A 19,431-nucleotide genomic window follows, 5' to 3' on the forward strand; every position below is an offset into this window, starting at 1 on the left:
ACCGCTGGGAGGTGCCCCCTGCTCACGGTGCGACTCCGATCGTGGAAAGACCCATGCCCTCGGGGAGCCCCAGGGCGATGTTCATGCTCTGGACCGCGCCGCCGGCGGTGCCCTTGGTCAGGTTGTCGATGGCGCTGATCGCGATGATCCGCTGCGCGGCCCCGTCGTACGCGACCTGGATCTGGACGGCGTTGGAACCGTAGACGGACGCCGTCGCAGGCCACTGCCCCTCGGGCAGCAGGTGGACGAAGGGCTCGTCCGCGTACGCCTTCTCGTACGCGGCGCGGACCGCGTCGGCCGTGGTCCCCGGCAGCGCCTTGGCGGTGCAGGTGGCCAGGATGCCGCGGGGCATCGGCGCCAGCGTGGGCGTGAAGGAGACGGAGACCCGCTGCCCGGCGAGGGGGCTGAGGTTCTGCACCATCTCGGGCGTGTGGCGGTGGCCGCCGCCGACCCCGTACGGGCTCATGGAGCCCATGACCTCGGAGCCCAGCAGGTTCGGCTTGAGCGCCTTGCCGGCGCCGGAGGTGCCGGAGGCGGCGACGATCACGGCCTCGGGCTCGGCGAGCTGCGCGGCGTAGGCCGGGAACAGCGCGAGCGAGACGGCGGTCGGGTAGCAGCCGGGGACGGCGATGCGCTTGGTGCCGGCCAGGGCGGCGCGGGCGCCGGGCAGCTCGGGGAGGCCGTAGGGCCAGGTCCCGGCGTGCGGGGCGCCGTAGAACGCGTCCCAGTCGGCGGAGTCCTGGAGCCGGTGGTCGGCGCCCATGTCGACGACGAGGACCTCCTCGCCGAGCTGGGCGGCCACGGCGGCGGACTGCCCGTGCGGCAGGGCCAGGAAGACGACGTCATGGCCGGAGAGCACCTCGGGCGTGGTCGGCTCCAGAACGCGTCCGGCCAGCGGCACCAGGTGCGGCTGGAGCGCGCCGAGCGGCTGCCCGGCGTTGGAGTTCGCGGTCAGCGCGCCGATCTCGACCTCGGGGTGGGCCAGCAGCAGGCGCAGCACTTCCCCGCCCGCATACCCGCTCGCACCGGCCACCGCTACACGTACCACCATCGGACCCTCCTCCTCGATGGCATGACTATACGTACTACCGCACGTTTATGCAAAGCCCGTCACCTGCCCGTACTCCCCCAGTGTGACCCCCGGCGCGGAGCCGATCTCACGTCGCCAGGGGGATGGCGGCGGACACGACCGTGCCCTCACCGGGGATCGACTCGATGGTGAGGGTTCCGCCGAGCTGGCGTACGCGGGCGTGCATGGCGGGCAGACCGTGCCCGCGCACGCCGCCGGGTTTCCCGGCAGGGACGAAGCCACGGCCGTCGTCCGCGACGTCGAGCACCACCTGGTCGTCCAGGTGGCTGATGGTCAGGGCCGCGGTGGTCGCACCGGCGTGCTCGCGGACGTTGGCGAGGGCGCCCTGCGCGATCCGCAGCAGTGCGGACTGCACCCGTTCCGGAAGCGCGGTCGTGGGGGCGCCGTCCTGGTAGAAGCTGACCTGGAGGGTGTCGGAGGTCTCCCGGCCGGCGAGGGTGCGCAGCGCGTCGTCGAGGCTGCCGCCGTCGTTGAGGTCGGCGGGGGCGAGGTCGTGTACGAAACGGCGGGCCTCGGCGAGGTTGTGCTCGGCGATGGAAGCAGCCGTACGGACGTGGCGGCGGGCGGCCGCCGGGTCGCTTTCCCAGAGCCGGTCGGCGGCCTGGAGGAGCATCCGCTGACTGGACAGGCCCTGCGCGAGGGTGTCGTGGATCTCCATGGAGAGCCGCTGGCGCTCGGCGAGGGTCCCTTCGCGGCGCTCGGTCTCGGCGAGTTCGCGCCGGGTCCGGATCAGGTCGGCGATGACCGTCCGCAGCCGGTCGGCCTGGCGCTGGGAGTAGACGAACACCGCCGTGGCGACGGCCGCCCCGGCCGGCGGCGCGAAGATCAGGTTGGGGTCGAAGCCGAAGCGCAGCCGCAGATTGACTCCTGCGGCCACGACGAAGGCGGTGATCAGCGCGACCAGGATGATCGCGGACCGGGTGCGCAGGAAGCGCAGGCCGGTATAGAAGAGCGGCACCGCACACCAGCCGAAGCTCGGTGCGAGCACGACCAGGGTGAGCCACGACCCGATCACCGCGGTCAGCCAGAGCACGGGGGCGGTCGTGAGCCCGCCGGACGCGGGGGTCCGCTCGGGGCCGAGGATCGGACCGAGTACGTAGAGCAGGGCGAGCGCGACCGTGAGGGCGATCACCCACGGAGTGGCGCGGGCGGTCGGGTGGACGATCAGGTACCGGGTCAGTGACGAGCACAGGAGCACGAAGAACGCCACGTGCATCACGGTCGCCAGCCAGCCCGCGTCGGGGTCCGCCTCGGCCTCCGCCGTGTCGAGGAGCGCCCGCTCGTTCGTCCGCACCGCTGCACTCCTTGCCGCCGACCGCTTCACAGATCAAGACTATCCGGGAGGATCTATCCGATATCGACCGTTCGATTGACCCTCATGTCCTCCGGCAGGGGTGGCGGACCGCGACGGCACCAGCCTCGTGACCCTGCGCGGCGACGGCGCCGGCCGGCAGTCCTGCGGGGCCGCCGTGCGGAAGGCGTACACCGCCGTCTCCTGGAACGCCCCGACCTCGGAGCCGGCCGGGCGCCTGGCCCGGGCCCCGAACATTCCTTGTTCGCCGGGAAGATCGCGGGTTAAGGTCCCCGGGCACATATCGGGGGATCACAGCAGGTGGGGGACATGACCGAAGGCGTCGGCACGATCACCGTGCGCGCGGCGATAGGCCAGGGCATCGCGGCCGTGGGCGTGATCGGGGCCATGGGGGCCGGCCTCTGGATGGCCGGGGAGTCGGTGAATTCGAGCGGAGAGCCGAGGCCCGTCACCTGCTCGAACGGGCAGCCCGCGAAGACGCCGGGAAAGACACCGGGGACGGCGCCCGCGGAGACCGCGGACGCGTCCGGGGCCGAGCCGGGGCACGTCTCCGGGGCCCAGCTGTGCGCGGCGCTGCACCGTCCCGACCTCGCCGATCTGCTGGGCACTCCGGGGGAGGCCGCGAAGTACGCGCACGGCGGCGGCAGCACCTTCAACCCCGCCGGCGGCGACGAGGAGGTCCACACCCCCTCGGGCAAGGTCGCGTTCGAGACCTACACCGCGCACCTGAGCGCCTCGTACGACCAGCTGACGGTCGCGAGCCTGGTCAAGCTCCTGGGGACCGTCGCACCGCCGCAGACGGTCCTGGGCCGCCCGGCCACCTTCTACTCGGACCGCACCCTCAGCGTCGGCGGACCCGGTGTCCGCACCCGCGCCCTCGTGGTGGCCCGGGACGCGGAGGACGGCGGCGGCTACTTCGAGCTGCACCTGTGGCGCTCCGACGGCAAGATGCCCGAGGACGCGGTACTGCTGCGCGTGGCCGAGCAGGTGCTGCCCACGGTCCCGGGGTGGGCCGCCGCCACCGGGTGAGGGCGGGCGGCGGCGGGCCCGGTACGGGGACGGCCGCTTCCGGGTGAGGGCGGGCGGCGGCGGGCCCGGTACGGGGACGGCCGCTTCCGGGTGAGGGCGGGCGGCGGCGGGCCCGGTACGGGGACGGCCGCTTCCGGGTCAGCCGTTTCGGGGCTGGTTGAAGCGGAGCATGTTGCCCGCCGGGTCGCGGAAGGCGCAGTCGCGGACCCCGTACGGCTGGTCGACGGGCTCCTGGAGCACCTCGGCGCCGGCGGCCCGGATCCGCTCGAAGGTGGCGTCCACGTCGTCCGTGGAGAAGATGACCCCGCGGAGCACGCCCTTGGCCAGCAGTTCCGCCATCGCCTGCCGGTCGGCCGGCGAGGCGCCGGGATCGGCCAGCGGCGGTTCGAGGACGATCTCCACGTCGGGCTGCTCGGGCGAGCCGACGGTCACCCAGCGCATCCCCTCGAACGCGACGTCGTTGCGGACTTCCATGCCGAGGGCGTCGCGGTAGAAGGCGAGCGCCTTGTCGTGGTCGTCGACGGCGATGAAGCACTGCGAGAGCTTGATGGTCATGACCCGAACGCTACGACGCGGCCGCGGATCCCGCTCCCCCATGGGCGGCGGGGTTCCGGACGGGTCGGGTGAAGGCCTTGGCGACGCACGCGGGGATGGCGGCGCCGGCCTCGTGGCGCCGGGCCCGGTAGGCGCTGGGGGTCTCGCCGACCAGCTCCGTGAAGCGCGAGCTGAACGACCCCAGCGAGGTGCAGCCGACCGCGAAGCAGACCTCGGTCACGCTCAGGTCGCCCCGGCGCAGCAGCGCCTTCGCGCGCTCGATGCGGCGGGTCATCAGGTAGCTGTACGGGGTCTCTCCGAAGGCCGCCCGGAAGCTGCGGGAGAAGTGCCCGGGCGACATGAGGGCGACGCCGGCCAGTGCCGGTACGTCCAGCGGCTCGGCGTAGTCGCGGTCCATCACGTCCCGGGCGCGCCGCAGCCGCACCAGGTCCTCGATCATCACGCGCACCAGCATCTCACGGCCGGCGCGGGCCGAGGGGGGCCGGCCTCCGAGGGGGTAGGCCGGGCCGTGAGGCCGGGAGCGCCCCGGATTCCCGGATGCCTCCCGGCTGCCCGTCGACTACTTCTCGGTCTTCGCGGCCTTCTCGGCCTTCTCCGCCTGCATCTGCTTGATGCGGACGGTCTCCTTGCGGACGTCGGCCTGGGTGGCGCGCTCCTTCGCGAGCCACTCCGGCATCTCCTGCTTCAGGGCCTCGATCTGCTCCGTGGTGAGCGCCTCGGTGACACCGCCGCGCGCCAGACCGGCGATGGAGATGCCGAGCTTCGCCGCGACCACCGGACGGGGGTGCGGGCCGTTGTTCCGGAGGTCCTGCAGCCACTGGGGCGGCTCGGCCTGGAGGGCGCTCAGCTCGGTGCGCGAGACGACACCCTCCTGGAACTCTGCGGGGGTGGCCTCGAGGTACACACCCAGCTTCTTCGCCGCGGTAGCGGGCTTCATGGTCTGGGTGGTCTGGTGCGACGTCATGGGGTCAAGGGTATCGAGCATGTGCGCCACCTCCGACCACGGCCGGTAATCTGGCCGGGTGACAGACTCCCGGACACCCCCGTCGTTCCAGCTCGCATACGTCCCCGGGGTGACTCCCACCAAGTGGGTCCGGATCTGGAAGGAGCGGCTGCCCGACGTTCCGCTCACCCTCGTCCCGGTCAGCCCGGCCGAAGCCCCCGCCCTGTTGCGGGGCGGCGGCGCCGACGCCGGGTTCGTCCGGCTGCCGATCGACCGTACGGACCTCAGCGCGATCCCGCTCTACACCGAGACCACGGTCGTCGTGATCCCGAAGGACCACCTCATGGCCGCGGCCGAGGAGCTGTCCCTCGCGGAGCTGGCCGACGACATCGTGCTCCACCCGCTGGACGACACCCTCGAGTGGGAGCGGCTGCCGGGCAAGGCGGCGCTCGAGCGCCCGGAGACCACGGCCGACGCGATCGAGCTGGTGGCGGCGGGCATCGGGCTCCTGGTCGTGCCCCAGTCGCTCGCGAGGCTGCACCACCGCAAGGACCTCACGTACCGGACCCTGCTGGACGCGCCCGAGTCGCGCGTCGCCCTGTCCTGGCCCGAGGCGGACGCCACTCCCGACCTGGTCGAGGAGTTCATCGGGATCGTGCGCGGGCGGACCGTCAACAGCTCGCGCGGGCGCGGGCGTACGCAGCCCGAGCCCGAGCAGAAGAAGGCGAAGCCGGCAGCGCGGAAGCCGGCCCCCCGGTCGGGTGGCAAGCCGGCCGCCAAGAACCTCCGGTCCGGAGCCCCCAAGGGCGGCAAGGCCACGGCCAAGTCCACCGGCAAGCGCGGCAAGCCCCGCGGCCGATAGGGCCCGCAGTCGACCTGACCGCGTTCGAGCCAGTCGGAATTCGCACTCCCTGGCGATGACCCGGGGGCGTTGCGCCCGTCACACAGCCGTCCCTATAGTCACTTCGTATTCATTTCGTCACACTGGGTGAGCTGGGGGCAAGGGTGTTACGCATCGGCAAGGAACTGGCCCGCAAGGGAATGGCCTCGCTCGCCGCACTGGCCGCCGGGGCGGTCCTCGCCCTGGGCGTGGGGGCCGCGCCCGCGAGCGCCGCCGACGGCTCGTGCGCCGGCGGCGCCACCGGGCGGCTGCCGCGACTGCAGGACCACCGGTTCTACGTACAGTGCGCGGGCGGGGTCGCCACCGTCGTGGCCTGCCCCACCGGGCAGGTCTACGCTCCCGGACCGCAGCTCTGCCAGGCCCCCGAGCTGGTCCGGCCCGCCGTGGCCACGGTGACCACGGCCGGTCCGGCGAAGCTCAACGGGCTGCTCTTCGGGGTCAGGAACCTCAGCACCACCGTGCGGATCGCGGACGCTCCGGCCGGGCTGGACGGCGTACCGGTCACCTTCACCACCGTCGGCGGCCGGACGCTCTGCACCGCCGTCACCGATCAGTTCGGAGCCGCCCGCTGCGACACCCCGGCCCGGCTGGCGATCCCGCTGGACGAGCTCCTGCGCGGCTACCGGGCGAACTACGCGGGCATCGGCGGGATCTACCTCCCGTCCTCCGCCACCGCCCCCGTCGCGCTCCTCTAGGAGGCGGCCCCCAGCGCGCGCCGGACCCAGACGTTCGGTTCCACGTAGACCGCGTAGCCCTGCTCCGGTTCGCAGTGGACCGGGGACAGGGCGCCCGGAACGCGGACCGGGCCCGCCGTGTCGAAGGGGAGGCCGGTCCACTCGCGCCACTGAGCGAGGGAGCCGGTGATGGTCTGCGACAGCGGGGCCACCGAGTCGATGACGGCGCCGGCCCGCACGTGGACCCGTATCCACGGGTCGTACGGGAGGCCGTCCTCGCGGGTGCGGTACGCGTACGCGTGGATCGAGGTGTCCGGCTCGGCCGGCTTTCCGCTGGGCCGGACCGGGGCCACCACCTCGGCGAAACCGCGCGCCCGGGCCGTCTCCCGCAGGGCGGCGAGCATCCGGCCGGACAGGCCCTCGCCCTGCCGTCCGGTGGCTACGCTGATCTCGATCGCGCTCACCGTGTCGGTCTCGGCCCCGCGCCGCAGGTCGGAGAAGGCCCACATCAGGATCCGGTCCCAGCCCTGCGCGGGCAGCACCCCGTCGCGGCCCGGCGCGTGCTGCGCGAAGGGCACGCCGAAGCCCCGGGCGACCACGGCGTCGCCGTCCGTGGCGATCAGGACGTACTCGGGGAACTCGGCCACCATGCGCGGATACAGCAGCCAGGCCAGCGAGTCGTGCTGGGCGAACTCGGGCCACGAGTCCTCCATGTCGTAGAGCCGGGCCGCCAGTTCGGGCCGCTCCGCGAGCGTGGTGATCCGGATGTCCGCGGCGCCCGCGCCTGTGATGTCGTCCATGCCCGCAGGCTAGGCACGCCCCGGCCGCGCCTCAACCGATATATCCGGTTCCGGCGGGCGCCGGGAGGGAGAGGTGCCAGCACCGCGGCCGGCCGGCGAGGGTGAGCGTGGACAGGGGGCGGACGTCCACGTTCCAGTACGTCAGCGGCGGCGCGTTCAGCGCGTACACGAGCGCCGCCCGGACCACCGACGGCTCCGCCACCGCCACGATCGCTCCCCCGTCGTCGGCCGGCCGGGTGTCGAGCCAGCCGCCGATCCGGGCGATGAAGGCGAGCAGGGACTCCCCGCCGTGCGGGGCGGCGTGCGGATCGGTGAGCCAGAGGTCCACGGCCGCGGGGTCCCGGGCGGCCACCTCGGCCAGGGTGAGCCCGCGCCAGCGGCCCATGTCGCACTCACGCAGGGCGGGTTGCGCCATCGGGGCGTAGCCGAGGGCGGTCCCCGTGGCCCGGCTGCGCGAGGTCGGCGAACAGTAGCGGAGCTCGGCCGAGCCCAGCGGCACGAGCCCGCGCGCGGCGGATTCCACCGCGCGCCAGCCGTCCACGTCGAGGGGGCGGTCGTCGTCGAAGCGCTCGGCGAGCAGCGAGGTACCACGGGCTGCTGCGACTAGCGAAACCCGAACATGCATGCGGCGATGGTGATCCGCGTGTCGCACGGGGTCAAGCGTCTGAACGAGACCGGGCCCGCCGGATCCTGGCCGCCGGTCACCGGCCGGCAGCCGGGTCAGCCCCCGCCGCCGGCCCCGCCTTCCAGCCCCGACCGCAGCCGCCGGACGGCCTCGGTCAGCTCGGCCGCGCCGGACACCCCGGCGAAGCTCAGCCGGACGAACGGACCGGGCGGTTCCGCGCAGAAGTACGGCCGTCCCGGCGCGACCGCGACCCCGGCCCGCAGGGCGGCCGCCACGAAGGCCGCGTCGTCGCCGCCCCCGCCGGGCCGCGCCCACAACTGGTAGCCGCCGCGCGGCGGATGGGGCACGTCCAGTTCCGGCAGCTCCCGCCGCAGCGCCGCCGTGAGGACGTCCCGGCGGTGGCGCAGCTCGGCGGCGACGGACGTGAGGTGGCGCGGCCAGGCGGGTGCGCCGACCAGTTCCAGGGCGGCCTCCTGGAGCGGCCGGGGCACGAAGAAGCTGTCCACGACCTGGATGGCGCGCAGCCGGTCGAAGACCGGGCCCCGGGCCGCCAGTGCGCCCACCCGCAGGCTGGGCGAGGTGACCTTGGTCAGCGACCGCACGTGGACGACCACCCCGTCCGGGTCCTCGGCGGCGAGCGGCGCGGGCAGCGGGCCCGAGTCCTCGTGGGCCAGGGACCGCGCGTAGTCGTCCTCCAGCACGAACGCCCCTGCGGCGCGCGCGATCCGCAGCACGTCGCCCCGCCGCTCGCCGGACAGCACGGCCCCGGTCGGGTTCTGGAACAGCGGCTGGCATACGAACACCCGCGCCCCGGTCGCTTCGAAGGCGGCGGCCAGCAACTCCGGCCGGACCCCGTCCGCGTCCACCGGGACGGGCACCGGCCGGCAGCCGGCGGCCCGCGCGAGGGCCAGCAGTCCCGGATAGGTCGGGGATTCGACGAGGATCGGCGCCCCGGGCGGTGCGAGCGCCCGCAGCGCGGTGGCGAGTGCGCTCTGGCCGCCCGCGGTCACCAGCACGTCCCCGGCCGCGACCGGCCCGCCGATCTCCCGGGCGAACCAGTCGCGCAGCTCCGCCAAGCCCTCCACGGGCGGCCTCCCCCACACTCCGGGCCGCCGGCCGGCGCGGGCGAGGGCCGCCGCCATGGCCCGCTCGGGCTGGAGCGCCGAGTGCAGGTAGCCGCTGTGCAGTTCGATGACCCCGGCCGGCGGTGCGGCCAGGGTGACCAGTACCCCGGAGGCGTCGACCGAGCGCGGGATCACCTCGCCCGAGTCCTCGGCGCTCAGGGCGACGGCCTGCCAGGAGGTGTCGCCGAGCTCCTGGGTGTGCGTACGGGGCTGCGCGCGGTAGGCCCCGGCTCCGGGGCGGGTGACCACGAGGCCTTCGGCGGCGAGCTGGGCGAGGGCCCGGGAGACGGTGACGGGGCTGACCCGGTACTGCTCGACCAGGGCCCTGCTCGACGGCAGCTTTCCACCTACCGAGTAGCGGTTCAGCTCGACTCGAAGGGATTCTGCCAGTTCCGCCACACTGCTACGCTCGTACATGACAGCACAGAATAGCGCTACTCCCCTCACCGCGATAGCAGTTCGGGGGACCGCAGCACGGCGGCCCCGACCCGCCCTCGGGGGCACGACCCTCGCGGCGGCCGGAGTCGTCGCCTTCTCGCTGACCTTCCCCGGCACCGCCTGGGGCCTGGAGAGCTTCGGCCCCTGGTCCCTCTTCGGCCTGCGCTGTCTGCTGGCGGGCCTGACGGCCGGCGCCTTCCTGCTGGCCCTGCGCGTGCCGCGGCCCGCCCGCGCCCACTGGGCGGGGCTCGCCGTCGTCGCCGGCGGCGTGGTCGTCGGCTTCCCCCTGCTGACCACCCTGGCCCTGCGGACGTCCACCACCTCGCACGCCGCCGTGGTGGTGGGCCTGCTGCCGCTGACCACGGCGGTCGTCTCCTCGCTGCGCACCGGAGCCCGGCCCTCGCGGCGGTTCTGGGCCGCGGCCGTCGCCGGTGCGGCCGTCGTCCTCGGGTTCACCGCGGCCCAGAGCGGCGGCGCCCTCTCGGGCGGCGACGCCTTCCTCTTCGGCGCGCTGCTCGTGTGCGCGGCCGGGTACACCGAGGGCGGGCGCCTCGCCCGGCTGCTGCCCGGCTGGCAGGTGATCGCCTGGGCGCTGGTGGTGTGCCTGCCCATCGGCCTGGCCGGCTCCGCGCTCGGGCTCGCGTACGAACCGGTGCACCTCACCGGGCGCGGGGTGGCCGGGCTCGTCTGGGTGGCCGTGGGCTCCTCCTTCCTCGGCCTCTACGTCTGGTACCGGGGCATGGCCGAGATCGGCACGGCCCGCGCGAGCCAGCTCCAGCTCGCGCAGCCGCTGCTGACCCTGGTGTGGTCGGTGCTGCTGCTCGGCGAGCACCTGTCACCGGCGGCTCCCGTCGCCGCCTGCGCGGTGCTCGTCTGCATCGCCGTGACGCAGCGCCCCGAGGCCGGACGGACGGGCCGACCCGACAGGTCAAACACCACCGAAACAACCTAAACTGCTAGCACCGGATCGGACCGCCACGAGGGAGGTCAGCTATGCGCGCGACCGAGGGCGACCAGCTGGTTCAGCACGGCAGGATCGTGGGCCAGCACGACAAGGTCGGAGAGATCACCCAGGTCCTGGGAGAGAACGGCACCCCTCCCTACCGTGTCCGCTTCACGGACGGACACGAGGCCGTCATGTCCCCCGGCCCCGACTGCGTCGTCAAGCACCCGGCCGACCACGACCGCTGACGAACGGCGGCCGGGACGCCGGGAAGGACTGCCGGAGCGCACCGGATCAGCGCGGCGGCACCGCCACCGGCGTCGGGTAGTGGTCGGCGACCACCTGGGCCATCGCCCCGTTGGGGTCCGCGTCCACCTGCTTCGCGGAGAAGTAGGCGTGGCCGCGGACCTCCGGGTATCCGGCGGCGAACCGCAGGTGCCGGGAGAGTTCGCGCGGATCGCGCCAGGCTGCCGTGGGGCTCTGCGGATCGCAGCGGTACAGCGCCTCCCCCACGTAGAGCTGGACGCGGGTGCCGGCCACGGTCCGCGCCCACCAGGGGACGATGGCGGCGTAGTCGGCGGCCGGGTGGCCGAGGTGCCAGTACGCCTGCGGCACGATGTAGTCGATCCAGCCCTCGCGCACCCACCTGCGGGTGTCCGCGTACAGGTCGTCGTACGTGGCGACGCCCGCCCGCGTCGGGGATCCGAGCGGATCCCGGTCGGAGTTGCGCCAGACGGCGAAGGGGCTGATGCCGAAGCGCGTCGCGGGGCGCAGGGCCCGCAGCCGCTCGGACATCTCGCGGACCAGGGTGTCGGTGTTGTGGCGGCGCCAGTCGGCGCGGGTGGCGAAGGCCCCGCCGTACTGCTCGTAGGCGGCGGCGTCGTCGAACTCGCGGCCCTCGACGGGGTACGGGTAGAAGTAGTCGTCCCAGTGCACCCCGTCGAGGGGGTAGCGGGCGACGGCGTCGAGCATGGCGTCCTGCACGAAGCGGCGGACCTCCGGCAGTCCGGGGTTGTAGTACAGCTTGCCGCCGTAGGGCACGGTCCAGCCCCGGTTGCGGCGGGCCGGGTGCTCCGGTACGAGCAGGCTCCGGTCGGTGTGGTTGGCCACCCGGTACGGGTTGAACCAGGCGTGCAGTTCCAGCCCCCGGGCGTGCGCTTCGGCGACCGCCGTGCCGAGCGGGTCCCAGCCGGGGGCGACCCCCTGCTCGCCGGTCAGCCACTGCGACCAGGGCTCGTGCGCCGAGGGCCACATCGCGTCGGCGGTCGGCCGGACCTGGAGGATCACCGCGTTGAGGCGGCGGGCGACGGCGGTGTCGAGGAGGGCCAGCAGTTCGGCGCGCTGCTCCCGCGCGGAAAGCCCGCTCCGCGAAGGCCAGTCCACGTTCTGCACGGAGGCGACCCACATCCCGCGGAACGCCGCCCCGGCCGCTCCCCGCGCCGCTTCCGTGCGCTCCCGCTCCCCCGGCTCCGGACGCCCGGACGCTCTCGCGGGAGCCGTAGCCACCGCCGCCAGCACCCCCGCCGCTCCGGCCAGCATCCCCCGCCTCCCGACGGCCCGGCTCCCGATGGACGCCATGTGACGACTCCGTTCCGCTCCGTGACATTGCCTCGTGTCCGCCCAGCATGCCCGCCCCGGCCCGCCACGCCGGACAAGGACGGGGGTAACGTCGGGGGTCGTGGCGGGCGCCGGAACGCAGTTACCACTGCACGAGTACGGGGGACCCGCGATGGAGAGCAGCGAAAGGCACGATGTGACGGACCTCCCAGACGACATCGCACGCGTCGGCGTAGTGGGCTGTGGCCAGATGGGCGCGGGCATCGCGGAGGTGTTCGCCCGGAGCGGGCTCGACGTGATGGTCGCCGAAACCACCGGCGAGGCCCTCGAACTCGGGCGGACCCGGTTGCACACCTCTCTGACCAGGGCCGCCGAACGCGGCAAGATCAGCGAGGAGGAGCGGGACGCGACCCTGGCCCGCCTGTCGTTCACCACCGATCTCGGCGAGTTCGCCGACCGCGACCTCGTCATCGAGGCGGTCGTCGAGAACGAGCAGGTCAAGACGGAGATCTTCCAGGTCCTCGACCAGGTGGTCACCCGCCCGGACGCGATCCTCGCCTCCAACACCTCCTCGATCCCGCTGGTCAAGCTGGCGGTCGCGACCTCGCGTCCCGACCAGGTCATCGGCATCCACTTCTTCAACCCGGCCCCGGTGCAGCAGCTCGTCGAGCTGATCCCGGCGCTGACGACGAGCGACGAGACCATCAAGCGCGCCGAGGCCCTGGTCGGGGGCGCGCTCGGCAAGCACGCGATCCGCGCCCAGGACCGTTCCGGCTTCGTCGTCAACGCGCTCCTCATCCCGTACCTGCTGTCCGCGATCCGGATGTTCGAGTCGGGCATCGCGAGCCGCGAGGACATCGACAACGGCATGGAGCTGGGCTGCGCCCACCCGATGGGCCCGCTGAAGCTCGCGGACCTCATCGGTCTGGACACGGTGGCCTCGGTGGCCGACTCGATGTACGCGGAGTTCAAGGAGCCCCTGTACGCGGCTCCCCCGCTGCTCCAGCGCATGGTCGACGCCGGCCGCCTCGGCCGGAAGACCGGCTCGGGCTTCTACCCGTACGGCTGACGCTCACGGCGGCTCACGGCCGGCCGCGGGCGGCTCAGCCGAGCCGCAGGTGGTGCAACAGCAGCAGCCCGGCCGCCATGTTGGCGGCCGGGATCTCGCCGCGCGCGATCATGTCGGGAACCAGCTTGAGCGGGACCCACTCGCGGCGCGAGGACTCGAAGTCGTCCTCGGGGTGGCCCACGTAGGTGGCCCCGTCCGCCCAGTAGAGGTGGTGGCGGGCGTCGGTCAGCCCGTTGGACGGCTCGACGGTCATCAGGTGGTGCAGGGGGCCGGGCCGCCAGCCCGACTCCTCCTCCATCTCGCGGGCGGCCGCCCGCTCCACCGACTCCCCGTCCTCGACGACCCCGGCGGGCAGTTCCCAGCCCCAGCTGTCGGTGATGAAGCGGTGGCGCCACAGCAGCAGCACCTCGTTGGCCGCGTTGACGGCCGTGGCGACGGCGACCGGGCGCAGCCGGATGACGAAGTGGTCCAGGTGCCGGCCGTCGGGGAGCTCCACATCGGCGAGATTCACATCGAACCAGCGGTTCGTGTACACGGTTTGCTCACTCAGGTTCATCCACTGCACGGTTCTGCCACCTTCCGATCGAGTAGGTGGCAACATGGCAGCAGTTCACCCCGCCCCAGGGGAACGCGCAAAGGGCGGCGCAGAGAACGCCGCGGGGGATGTCACAGCGGAACGCGCAGCGCCCCGTCGATGAGCTCGGCCGTATCCTCCGCCCCCGAACAACCGCTGGTCAGCAACTGTTCCCGGACCGTGCGCAGCCGGTCGCGCAGACGCAGCGACTCCATCCCCTTGGCCCGCTCGGCCATTTCGGCCGCCGAGGCCACCGCCTGATCGGCCTCGCCCTGGCGCAGTTGGATCTCGCACAGCATCGCGAGCCGGTGCACCCGGCCCCGGTCGTGCGCGGGGGTGCCCACGGCGGCCGAAGCCTGCTCCCGGGCCGCCCGCAGGTCGCCCAGACCCAACAGCGCCTCCGCCACCTGTACGTTGACGAGCCCGGGCTGTACGTACCCCGTCTCGTCCGGCTCCGTGCCGGGGCGGATCCGCTCCGCCGCCGTCTCGGCCTTGCGGATGCAGTCCAACGCAGCGATGGTGTCGCCGAGTTGGGCGTACGCCTTGGCCTGCATGGCATAGAGGTCCGCGGCCAGGGCCGGGGTGATGTGCCGGCCGGCCGCGCGCAGGGCGGCCTCGGCGAAGGCCACGGCCTGGCGGAACTCCCGCAGGTGCAGGCACTGATTGACGAGCAGCGCGATCACGTAGGCCCCCAGCCCCCGGTCCCCGCTCGCCTTGGCCAGGCGCAGGGCCTGGTGGAAGTAGCGCTGGGCCAGCCCGTGCGCGTCCGAGTCGTACGCGCAGATCCCTGCCACCGCCACCAGGGACCCGCCGGCCCGGTGCAGGCTGCGGCCGAGTCCGTCGGAGTAACTGCCGCGCAGCATGGGGGCGGTCTCGGTGCCGAGGAAGCGGACCACCCGGTCGCGGGTGGCCACTCCGCCCGCCCTGCGGTACATCAGCTCGTAGTGCGCGCGGGCGGACTTCAGGATCTCCACGTGCTCGGGGCCGACGCGGGTCGGCCCCGCGCGGGACACGTCGGCGTCCTCCGGCGGGTTCTCCCATTCCCACACCGGGATCACGGCGGGCGTCCCGGTGACGGCGCCCGCGTCGGGATGACGGCGGCCGTTGCCGTCGGAGCGCCACAGGGCGGCGGCCCGGTCGACGAAGCCGCTGAGCGGCACGGTGCCGCCATGACCGCCGTGCGGATCCGGAGGCCGCCCGGGCGGCCCGAACCCGGCGTCGTCGAGGGAGAGCGGCCGCCGCAGCCGCCCCCCGATCACCTCGCAGATCAGGTCCGGTACCTGGCCGCGCGGGCGCTGACCCTTCAACCACCGCGCCACGGCGGTGTGTTCGTAGCGCAGGGCGAGTCCGCGGGAGCGGCCCGCCTGGTTCACGTACGCGGCGAGTCCGGCATGGGACATGCCCGCCTCGGCGAGGAGGGCGTCGAGCAGGGCATTGGGCTGCATGGGCCCCTCCAAGGGCTCGTCGGACCCAGGCTAGTGGGTGCGGGGTTCACACGGGGTGTGAACGCCGTACGCGCATAAATGCGATACGCACCCTGCCGCGGAGGCCCGTGCGAGCGCTTCACTTAAGGGCCTCGCCAAGAGGTAGCCCGGGTCGTCGGCTCCCCCTCGTACAGTGCGACGACCCGTCAACCGCGCCGCCCGTCCTGTTGTCTGCCCGACACTCCACGGCAGGCGGGCGGCGCGCTTCGGCTCCGCCGGGTCCTGGTTGGTCGCCGGGCCCCGGCCGGGCCGGACCGAGCGCGGGCCGGGCCCACCCACCGGGCCCGGCCCGCGTGGTCCCCGATACCGGCACGGACGTCCGCGCCCCGGCGGGCGGGCTGGAACATCCAGCCCCGCCGGCGTTTGAGGCGCGGGGTCTGGGGCGGAGCCCCAGGGAACGGGCGACGGGCGGTTAGGGGACAAGCCCCCGCAGGACCGGCCCGCCGCCCGCCGCAGCCGCCACAGCCGCAGGAACGGCTGAGGGGGCACACCCCGGAACCGGGATGCACCCCCTCAGCACGGACCGGCAGCGACTACGCGCCGCGCAGCACCGCACCCGTGCGCTCGCCCGCCAGGGCGACGGCCGCGTCACGGGCCGCCGTGGACTCCTCGGCGGTCAGCGTCCGGTCGGTCGCACGGAAGCGCAGCGCGTACGCGAGGGACTTCTTGCCCTCGCCCACCTGCTCGCCCTCGAACACGTCGAACAGCCGCAGGGACTCCAGCAGTTCACCGGCGCCCTTGTGCAGCGCGTCCTCGACGGCCGATGCCGGCACCGACGCGTCCACGATCAGCGCGACGTCCTGGGTCGCCACCGGGAAGGAGGAGATCCGGGGCGCCCGGAGGGCCTCGCCGCCGGCCGCCGCGAGGCGGTCCAGGTCGAGCTCCATGGCGCTGGTGCGGGCCGGCAGGCCCATCGCCTTGACCACGCGCGGGTGCAGCTCACCGGCGTGCCCGATGACCGTCTCCACCCCGTCCAGGGTGACGAGCAGCTCGGCGCAGCGGCCCGGGTGCCAGGGGCCGTACTGGCCCTGGCGCACGGCGAGTTCCGCACCGGCCTCGACGGCCAGCGAGCGCGCCGCCTGGACCGCGTCGGCCCAGTCGGCCGGACGGCCCTTGCCCCACCAGCCGGCCTGCTCGCGAGCCCCGGCCAGCACGACCGCGGCGTAGCGCGGCTGCGCGGGCAGAGCCGCGTTCAGGGTGGCGATCTCCTCGTCGGTGGGACGCCGTTCGACGCCGAGGCGTACGGCGACGCCCGGCTGCGCGGCGGCCCGGAAGACCGATCCGGTCTCGAAGAGGGCGAGGTCGTGGCTGCCCCGGCTGTCGTTGCGGCGCAGCGCGCCGAGCAGACCCGGCAGCAGCGTGGTGCGCAGCGCCGGCTCCTCGTCGGAGATCGGGTTGACCAGCTTGACGACCTGGCGGGAGGCGTCGTGCGCGGGCAGCTGGAGCTGGTCGAAGACGGCCTCGCCCAGGAACGGGTAGCTGAGCGCCTCGACGTAGCCCGCGCCGGCCAGCGCGCGGCCCACCCGGCGGTGCAGCTGCTGCCGGGCGGTGAGACCGCGGCCGGAGGGCACCTGCGGGAGGGTGGAGGGAAGGTTCCCGTAGCCCTCCAGCCGGATGACTTCCTCGGCCAGGTCGTTGGGCTCGGCGAGGTCGGGCCGCCACGAGGGCGCCGTGACGACGAGCTCGTCCTGGCCGTAGACGTCGCAGCCGACCTCCTGCAGGCGGCGTACGACGGTCTCCCGGCCGTACCGCATGCCCGCGACCTTGTCGGGGTGGTCCGCGCTCATCGCGATGGTGCGCGGGGCGCCCGGGGCGGTGAGCTCGGTGACGCCGGCCTCGGCGGTGCCGCCCGCGAGCAGCACGAGCAGGTCGACGGTGCGCTGCGCGGCAGCGGCGGCGGCCTGCGGGTCCACGCCGCGCTCGAAGCGCTTGGACGCCTCGGAGGACAGCTTGAGGCGGCGGGCGGTGCGCGAGATGGACACGGAGTCGAAGTGCGCGGCCTCGACGACCACGTCGGTGGTGCCGGTGACGGCTCCGGTCTCCGGGTCGACGACGGAGTCGGCGATCTCGGTGTTGGCGCCGCCCATGACACCGGCGAGCCCGATCGGGCCGCTGTTGTCGGTGATCACCAGGTCCTCGGCGTCGAGCGTGCGCTTGACCCCGTCCAGGGTGGTGAACTTCTCGCCCTGCTCGGCCCGGCGGACGCCGATGGCGCCGTCGATCCGCGAGCGGTCGTAGGCGTGCAGCGGCTGGCCGAGCTCCAGCATCACGTAGTTGGTGATGTCGACGGCGAGCGAGATCGGGCGCATGCCCGCCTTCTGGAGGCGGCGCGTGAGCCAGATCGGGGAGCGCGCCTCGGGGTCGAGGCCGGTCACCGTGCGCGCGGTGAAGCGGTCGCAGCCCCGCGGGTCGTCGATCTTGACGGCGTAGCCGTACGAGTTCGGCGCGGGCACGTCGAGCAGCGCCGGGTCGCGCAGCGGCAGGCCGTACGCGGTGGCGGCCTCGCGGGCCACTCCGCGCATGGACATGCAGTAGCCGCGGTCCGGCGTGATGTCGATGTCGAGGACCTCGTCGACGAGCTCCAGGAGCTTGATCGCGTCGCTGCCGACCTCGTGCTCGTGCGGCAGCACGATGATGCCGTGCGTGCCGTCGTCGCCCATGCCCAGCTCGTCGCCGGAGCAGATCATGCCGTGCGAGGTGCGGCCGTAGGTCTCGCGCGCGGCGATCGCGAAGTCGCCGGGCAGCACCGCGCCCGGCAGGACCACGACGACCTTGTCGCCGACGGAGAAGTTCCGGGCGCCGCAGACGATCTCCTGCGGTGCGCCGGTGCCGTTGGCCGAGCCGACGTCCACCGTGCAGAAGCGGATCGGCTTGCGGAAGCCTTCGAGCTCCTCGATGGTCAGCACCTGGCCGACGACGAGCGGGCCCTTGAGCCCGCCGCCGAGCTGCTCGACGGTCTCGACCTCCAGGCCGGCGTCGACGAGCTTGGCCGCGACGTCGCGACCGGTTTCACCCGCGGGGAGGTCGACGTACTCCCGCAGCCAAGAAAGCGGGACCCGCATCAGATCTCCATCCCGAACGGCCGGGTGAAACGGATGTCACCCTCGACCATGTCTCGCATGTCTTCAACGTTGTGGCGGAACATCAGCATCCGCTCGATGCCGAAGCCGAAGGCGAACCCGCTGTACTTCTCCGGGTCCACACCGCAGGCGGTGAGCACCTTCGGGTTGACCATGCCGCAGCCGCCGAGCTCGATCCAGCCCTCGCTGGAGCAGGTACGGCACGGGCGGTCGGGGTTGCCCACCGACGCGCCGCGGCACACGTAGCACTGCATGTCCATCTCGGCGGACGGCTCGGTGAAGGGGAAGAAGTGCGGGCGCAGGCGCGTGGTGGTGCCCTCGCCGAACAGCTCCTGGACCATGTGGTCCATGGTGCCCTTGAGGTCCGCCATGGTCAGGCCCTCGTCCACGGCGAGCAGCTCGACCTGGTGGAAGACCGGGGTGTGCGTCGCGTCGAGCTCGTCGGTGCGGTACACCCGCCCCGGACACACGATGTAGACGGGGGGCTTGCGCTCCAGCAGCGAGCGCGCCTGCACCGGGGAGGTGTGGGTGCGCAGCACGACACCGGACTCGTCGCCCTCGGTGCCTTCCGGCCCCCGGACGAAGAAGGTGTCCTGCATCTGGCGCGCGGGGTGGTCGGGCGTGAAGTTGAGGGCGTCGAAGTTGAACCACTCCGCCTCGACCTCGGGGCCCTCCGCGACCTCGTACCCCATGGCCACGAAGATGTCCGCGATGCGGTCCATCAGCGTGGTCAGGGGGTGCCGGGCGCCGGCGGGCACGCGGTCGTAGGGCAGCGTGACGTCCACCGCCTCCTCGACCAGCACCCGCTCGTCACGCTCGGCTTCGAGCGCGACCGTGCGGGCCCCGAAGGCCTTGTTCACGGCGCCCCGTGCCTGGCCCACGAGCTTGCCCGCCGCGGCCTTGGCCTGCGGGGGCAGCGCGCCGATCTCTCGGTTGGCGAGCGCCAGGGGCGAGCGGTCGCCCATGTGCGCGGTCTTCGCCTCCCGAAGTTCGTCGAGGTCGCCGGCGGCGGCGAAGGCGGCGAGCGCCTCGTCCCGCATGCGCTCGATCTCTTCCGGTTTCAGTGCCTCGACCTCGACAGGGTCGTACGACTTGTTCGGTGCCGACATCTCTTCCCGTACTTCCGATGGCTGGCTGGTGGTCCCCCGCGCGACGCGCAGGACGCGCTCGGCACTAGGACACAAAGGTGCCAAAGGTCGAGTCTAAAGGTCGCTGGGGGTGAAGGGGCCCGTG

At 73.5% G+C, this 19,431-nt stretch carries 19 protein-coding genes and 1 pseudogene; 7 read left to right on the forward strand and 13 right to left on the reverse strand.

The window, feature by feature from the left end; translation table 11 throughout:
• Positions 1-22 precede the first annotated feature (22 nt).
• Positions 23-1,051, reverse strand: a complete 1,029-nt coding sequence (gene argC, locus AC6CKD_RS21860) for an N-acetyl-gamma-glutamyl-phosphate reductase (protein WP_498329158.1) — start codon at positions 1,049-1,051, stop codon at positions 23-25.
• 106 nt (positions 1,052-1,157) lie between these two features.
• Positions 1,158-2,306 carry a histidine kinase gene (locus AC6CKD_RS21865; RefSeq protein WP_498329343.1) on the reverse strand — a complete coding sequence of 383 codons (1,149 nt, stop codon included), beginning with the start codon at positions 2,304-2,306 and terminating at the stop codon, positions 1,158-1,160.
• A gap of 178 nt (positions 2,307-2,484) precedes the next feature.
• Between AC6CKD_RS21865 and AC6CKD_RS21870 the strand changes: the two are divergent.
• Both AC6CKD_RS21870 and AC6CKD_RS21875 read left to right on the forward strand, forming a co-directional pair.
• Positions 2,485-2,655 (forward strand): annotated as a pseudogene (locus AC6CKD_RS21870) (heme-binding protein); the annotation flags it as partial.
• Positions 2,656-2,711: 56 nt separating this feature from the next.
• Complete coding sequence (locus tag AC6CKD_RS21875) at positions 2,712-3,431, forward strand: DUF6215 domain-containing protein (protein WP_498329160.1); 720 nt, start codon at positions 2,712-2,714, stop codon at positions 3,429-3,431.
• A gap of 138 nt (positions 3,432-3,569) precedes the next feature.
• On the opposite strand, the gene AC6CKD_RS21880 is transcribed toward AC6CKD_RS21875, so the two are convergent.
• From AC6CKD_RS21880 to AC6CKD_RS21890, 3 genes are all read right to left on the reverse strand, one after another.
• Positions 3,570-3,986, reverse strand: a complete 417-nt coding sequence (locus AC6CKD_RS21880; RefSeq protein ID WP_478686793.1) for a VOC family protein — start codon at positions 3,984-3,986, stop codon at positions 3,570-3,572.
• Positions 3,987-3,996: 10 nt separating this feature from the next.
• A complete protein-coding gene (locus tag AC6CKD_RS21885; RefSeq protein ID WP_498329162.1) occupies positions 3,997-4,428 on the reverse strand; it encodes a helix-turn-helix domain-containing protein in 432 nt (143 codons plus the stop codon).
• Between the two features lie 117 nt (positions 4,429-4,545).
• Positions 4,546-4,971: a DUF5997 family protein gene (locus tag AC6CKD_RS21890; RefSeq protein WP_498329163.1), complete on the reverse strand. Its 426-nt coding sequence runs from the start codon at positions 4,969-4,971 to the stop codon at positions 4,546-4,548.
• A 37-nt stretch (positions 4,972-5,008) separates the two neighbouring features.
• On the opposite strand from AC6CKD_RS21890, the gene AC6CKD_RS21895 reads away from it, so the two are divergent.
• Together AC6CKD_RS21895 and AC6CKD_RS21900 are read left to right on the forward strand one after the other, a co-directional pair.
• Complete coding sequence (locus AC6CKD_RS21895) at positions 5,009-5,791, forward strand: LysR family substrate-binding domain-containing protein (RefSeq protein ID WP_498329165.1); 783 nt, start codon at positions 5,009-5,011, stop codon at positions 5,789-5,791.
• A 143-nt stretch (positions 5,792-5,934) separates the two neighbouring features.
• On the forward strand, positions 5,935-6,525 hold the full coding sequence (locus AC6CKD_RS21900; RefSeq protein ID WP_498329167.1) for a hypothetical protein: 591 nt from the start codon (positions 5,935-5,937) through the stop codon (positions 6,523-6,525).
• Here AC6CKD_RS21900 and AC6CKD_RS21905 read toward each other — a convergent pair.
• The 3 genes from AC6CKD_RS21905 to AC6CKD_RS21915 form a co-directional block, all read right to left on the reverse strand.
• Positions 6,522-7,304 (reverse strand): N-acetyltransferase, encoded by a 783-nt coding sequence (locus AC6CKD_RS21905; RefSeq protein WP_498329168.1) that lies wholly within the window; start codon positions 7,302-7,304, stop codon positions 6,522-6,524. The genes AC6CKD_RS21900 and AC6CKD_RS21905 overlap by 4 nt on opposite strands.
• A 31-nt stretch (positions 7,305-7,335) precedes the next feature.
• Complete coding sequence (locus tag AC6CKD_RS21910) at positions 7,336-7,929, reverse strand: histidine phosphatase family protein (RefSeq protein WP_478686800.1); 594 nt, start codon at positions 7,927-7,929, stop codon at positions 7,336-7,338.
• Positions 7,930-8,024: 95 nt separating this feature from the next.
• Positions 8,025-9,470 (reverse strand): aminotransferase-like domain-containing protein, encoded by a 1,446-nt coding sequence (locus AC6CKD_RS21915; protein ID WP_498329170.1) that lies wholly within the window; start codon positions 9,468-9,470, stop codon positions 8,025-8,027.
• Between AC6CKD_RS21915 and AC6CKD_RS21920 the strand changes: the two genes are divergently transcribed.
• Together AC6CKD_RS21920 and AC6CKD_RS21925 are read left to right on the forward strand one after the other, a co-directional pair.
• The gene (locus AC6CKD_RS21920; protein ID WP_498329172.1) at positions 9,469-10,443 is read left to right on the forward strand and encodes a DMT family transporter; all 975 of its coding nucleotides are present in this window, start codon (positions 9,469-9,471) and stop codon (positions 10,441-10,443) included. The genes AC6CKD_RS21915 and AC6CKD_RS21920 overlap by 2 nt on opposite strands.
• Before the next feature lie 41 nt (positions 10,444-10,484).
• Positions 10,485-10,682 (forward strand): DUF1918 domain-containing protein, encoded by a 198-nt coding sequence (locus AC6CKD_RS21925; protein ID WP_384650345.1) that lies wholly within the window; start codon positions 10,485-10,487, stop codon positions 10,680-10,682.
• 46 nt (positions 10,683-10,728) lie between these two features.
• Here the strand turns inward: AC6CKD_RS21925 and AC6CKD_RS21930 are convergent, their stop codons facing one another.
• Positions 10,729-12,012 carry a glycoside hydrolase family 10-like protein gene (locus AC6CKD_RS21930; protein WP_498329174.1) on the reverse strand — a complete coding sequence of 428 codons (1,284 nt, stop codon included), beginning with the start codon at positions 12,010-12,012 and terminating at the stop codon, positions 10,729-10,731.
• 151 nt (positions 12,013-12,163) lie between these two features.
• On the opposite strand from AC6CKD_RS21930, the gene AC6CKD_RS21935 reads away from it, so the two are divergent.
• A complete protein-coding gene (locus AC6CKD_RS21935) occupies positions 12,164-13,060 on the forward strand; it encodes a 3-hydroxybutyryl-CoA dehydrogenase (protein WP_498329175.1) in 897 nt (298 codons plus the stop codon).
• Between the two features lie 34 nt (positions 13,061-13,094).
• Here AC6CKD_RS21935 and AC6CKD_RS21940 read toward each other — a convergent pair whose 3' ends face one another.
• The 4 genes from AC6CKD_RS21940 to pheS form a co-directional block, all read right to left on the reverse strand.
• Positions 13,095-13,616, reverse strand: a complete 522-nt coding sequence (locus AC6CKD_RS21940) for an NUDIX hydrolase (protein ID WP_284716918.1) — start codon at positions 13,614-13,616, stop codon at positions 13,095-13,097.
• A 110-nt stretch (positions 13,617-13,726) separates the two neighbouring features.
• Positions 13,727-15,079, reverse strand: a complete 1,353-nt coding sequence (locus AC6CKD_RS21945) for an NsdA family TPR-like regulatory protein (protein ID WP_498329177.1) — start codon at positions 15,077-15,079, stop codon at positions 13,727-13,729.
• Between the two features lie 572 nt (positions 15,080-15,651).
• Positions 15,652-18,180 carry a phenylalanine--tRNA ligase subunit beta gene (pheT, locus tag AC6CKD_RS21950; RefSeq protein WP_498329179.1) on the reverse strand — a complete coding sequence of 843 codons (2,529 nt, stop codon included), beginning with the start codon at positions 18,178-18,180 and terminating at the stop codon, positions 15,652-15,654.
• Entirely contained in the window at positions 18,180-19,307 is a 1,128-nt protein-coding gene (gene pheS / locus AC6CKD_RS21955) for a phenylalanine--tRNA ligase subunit alpha (protein WP_498329180.1), read from the reverse strand. Before pheS ends, pheT begins: the two co-directional genes overlap by 1 nt.
• Positions 19,308-19,431: the final 124 nt, after the last annotated feature.

The organism is Streptomyces sp. GQ60 (genome assembly GCF_059758875.1).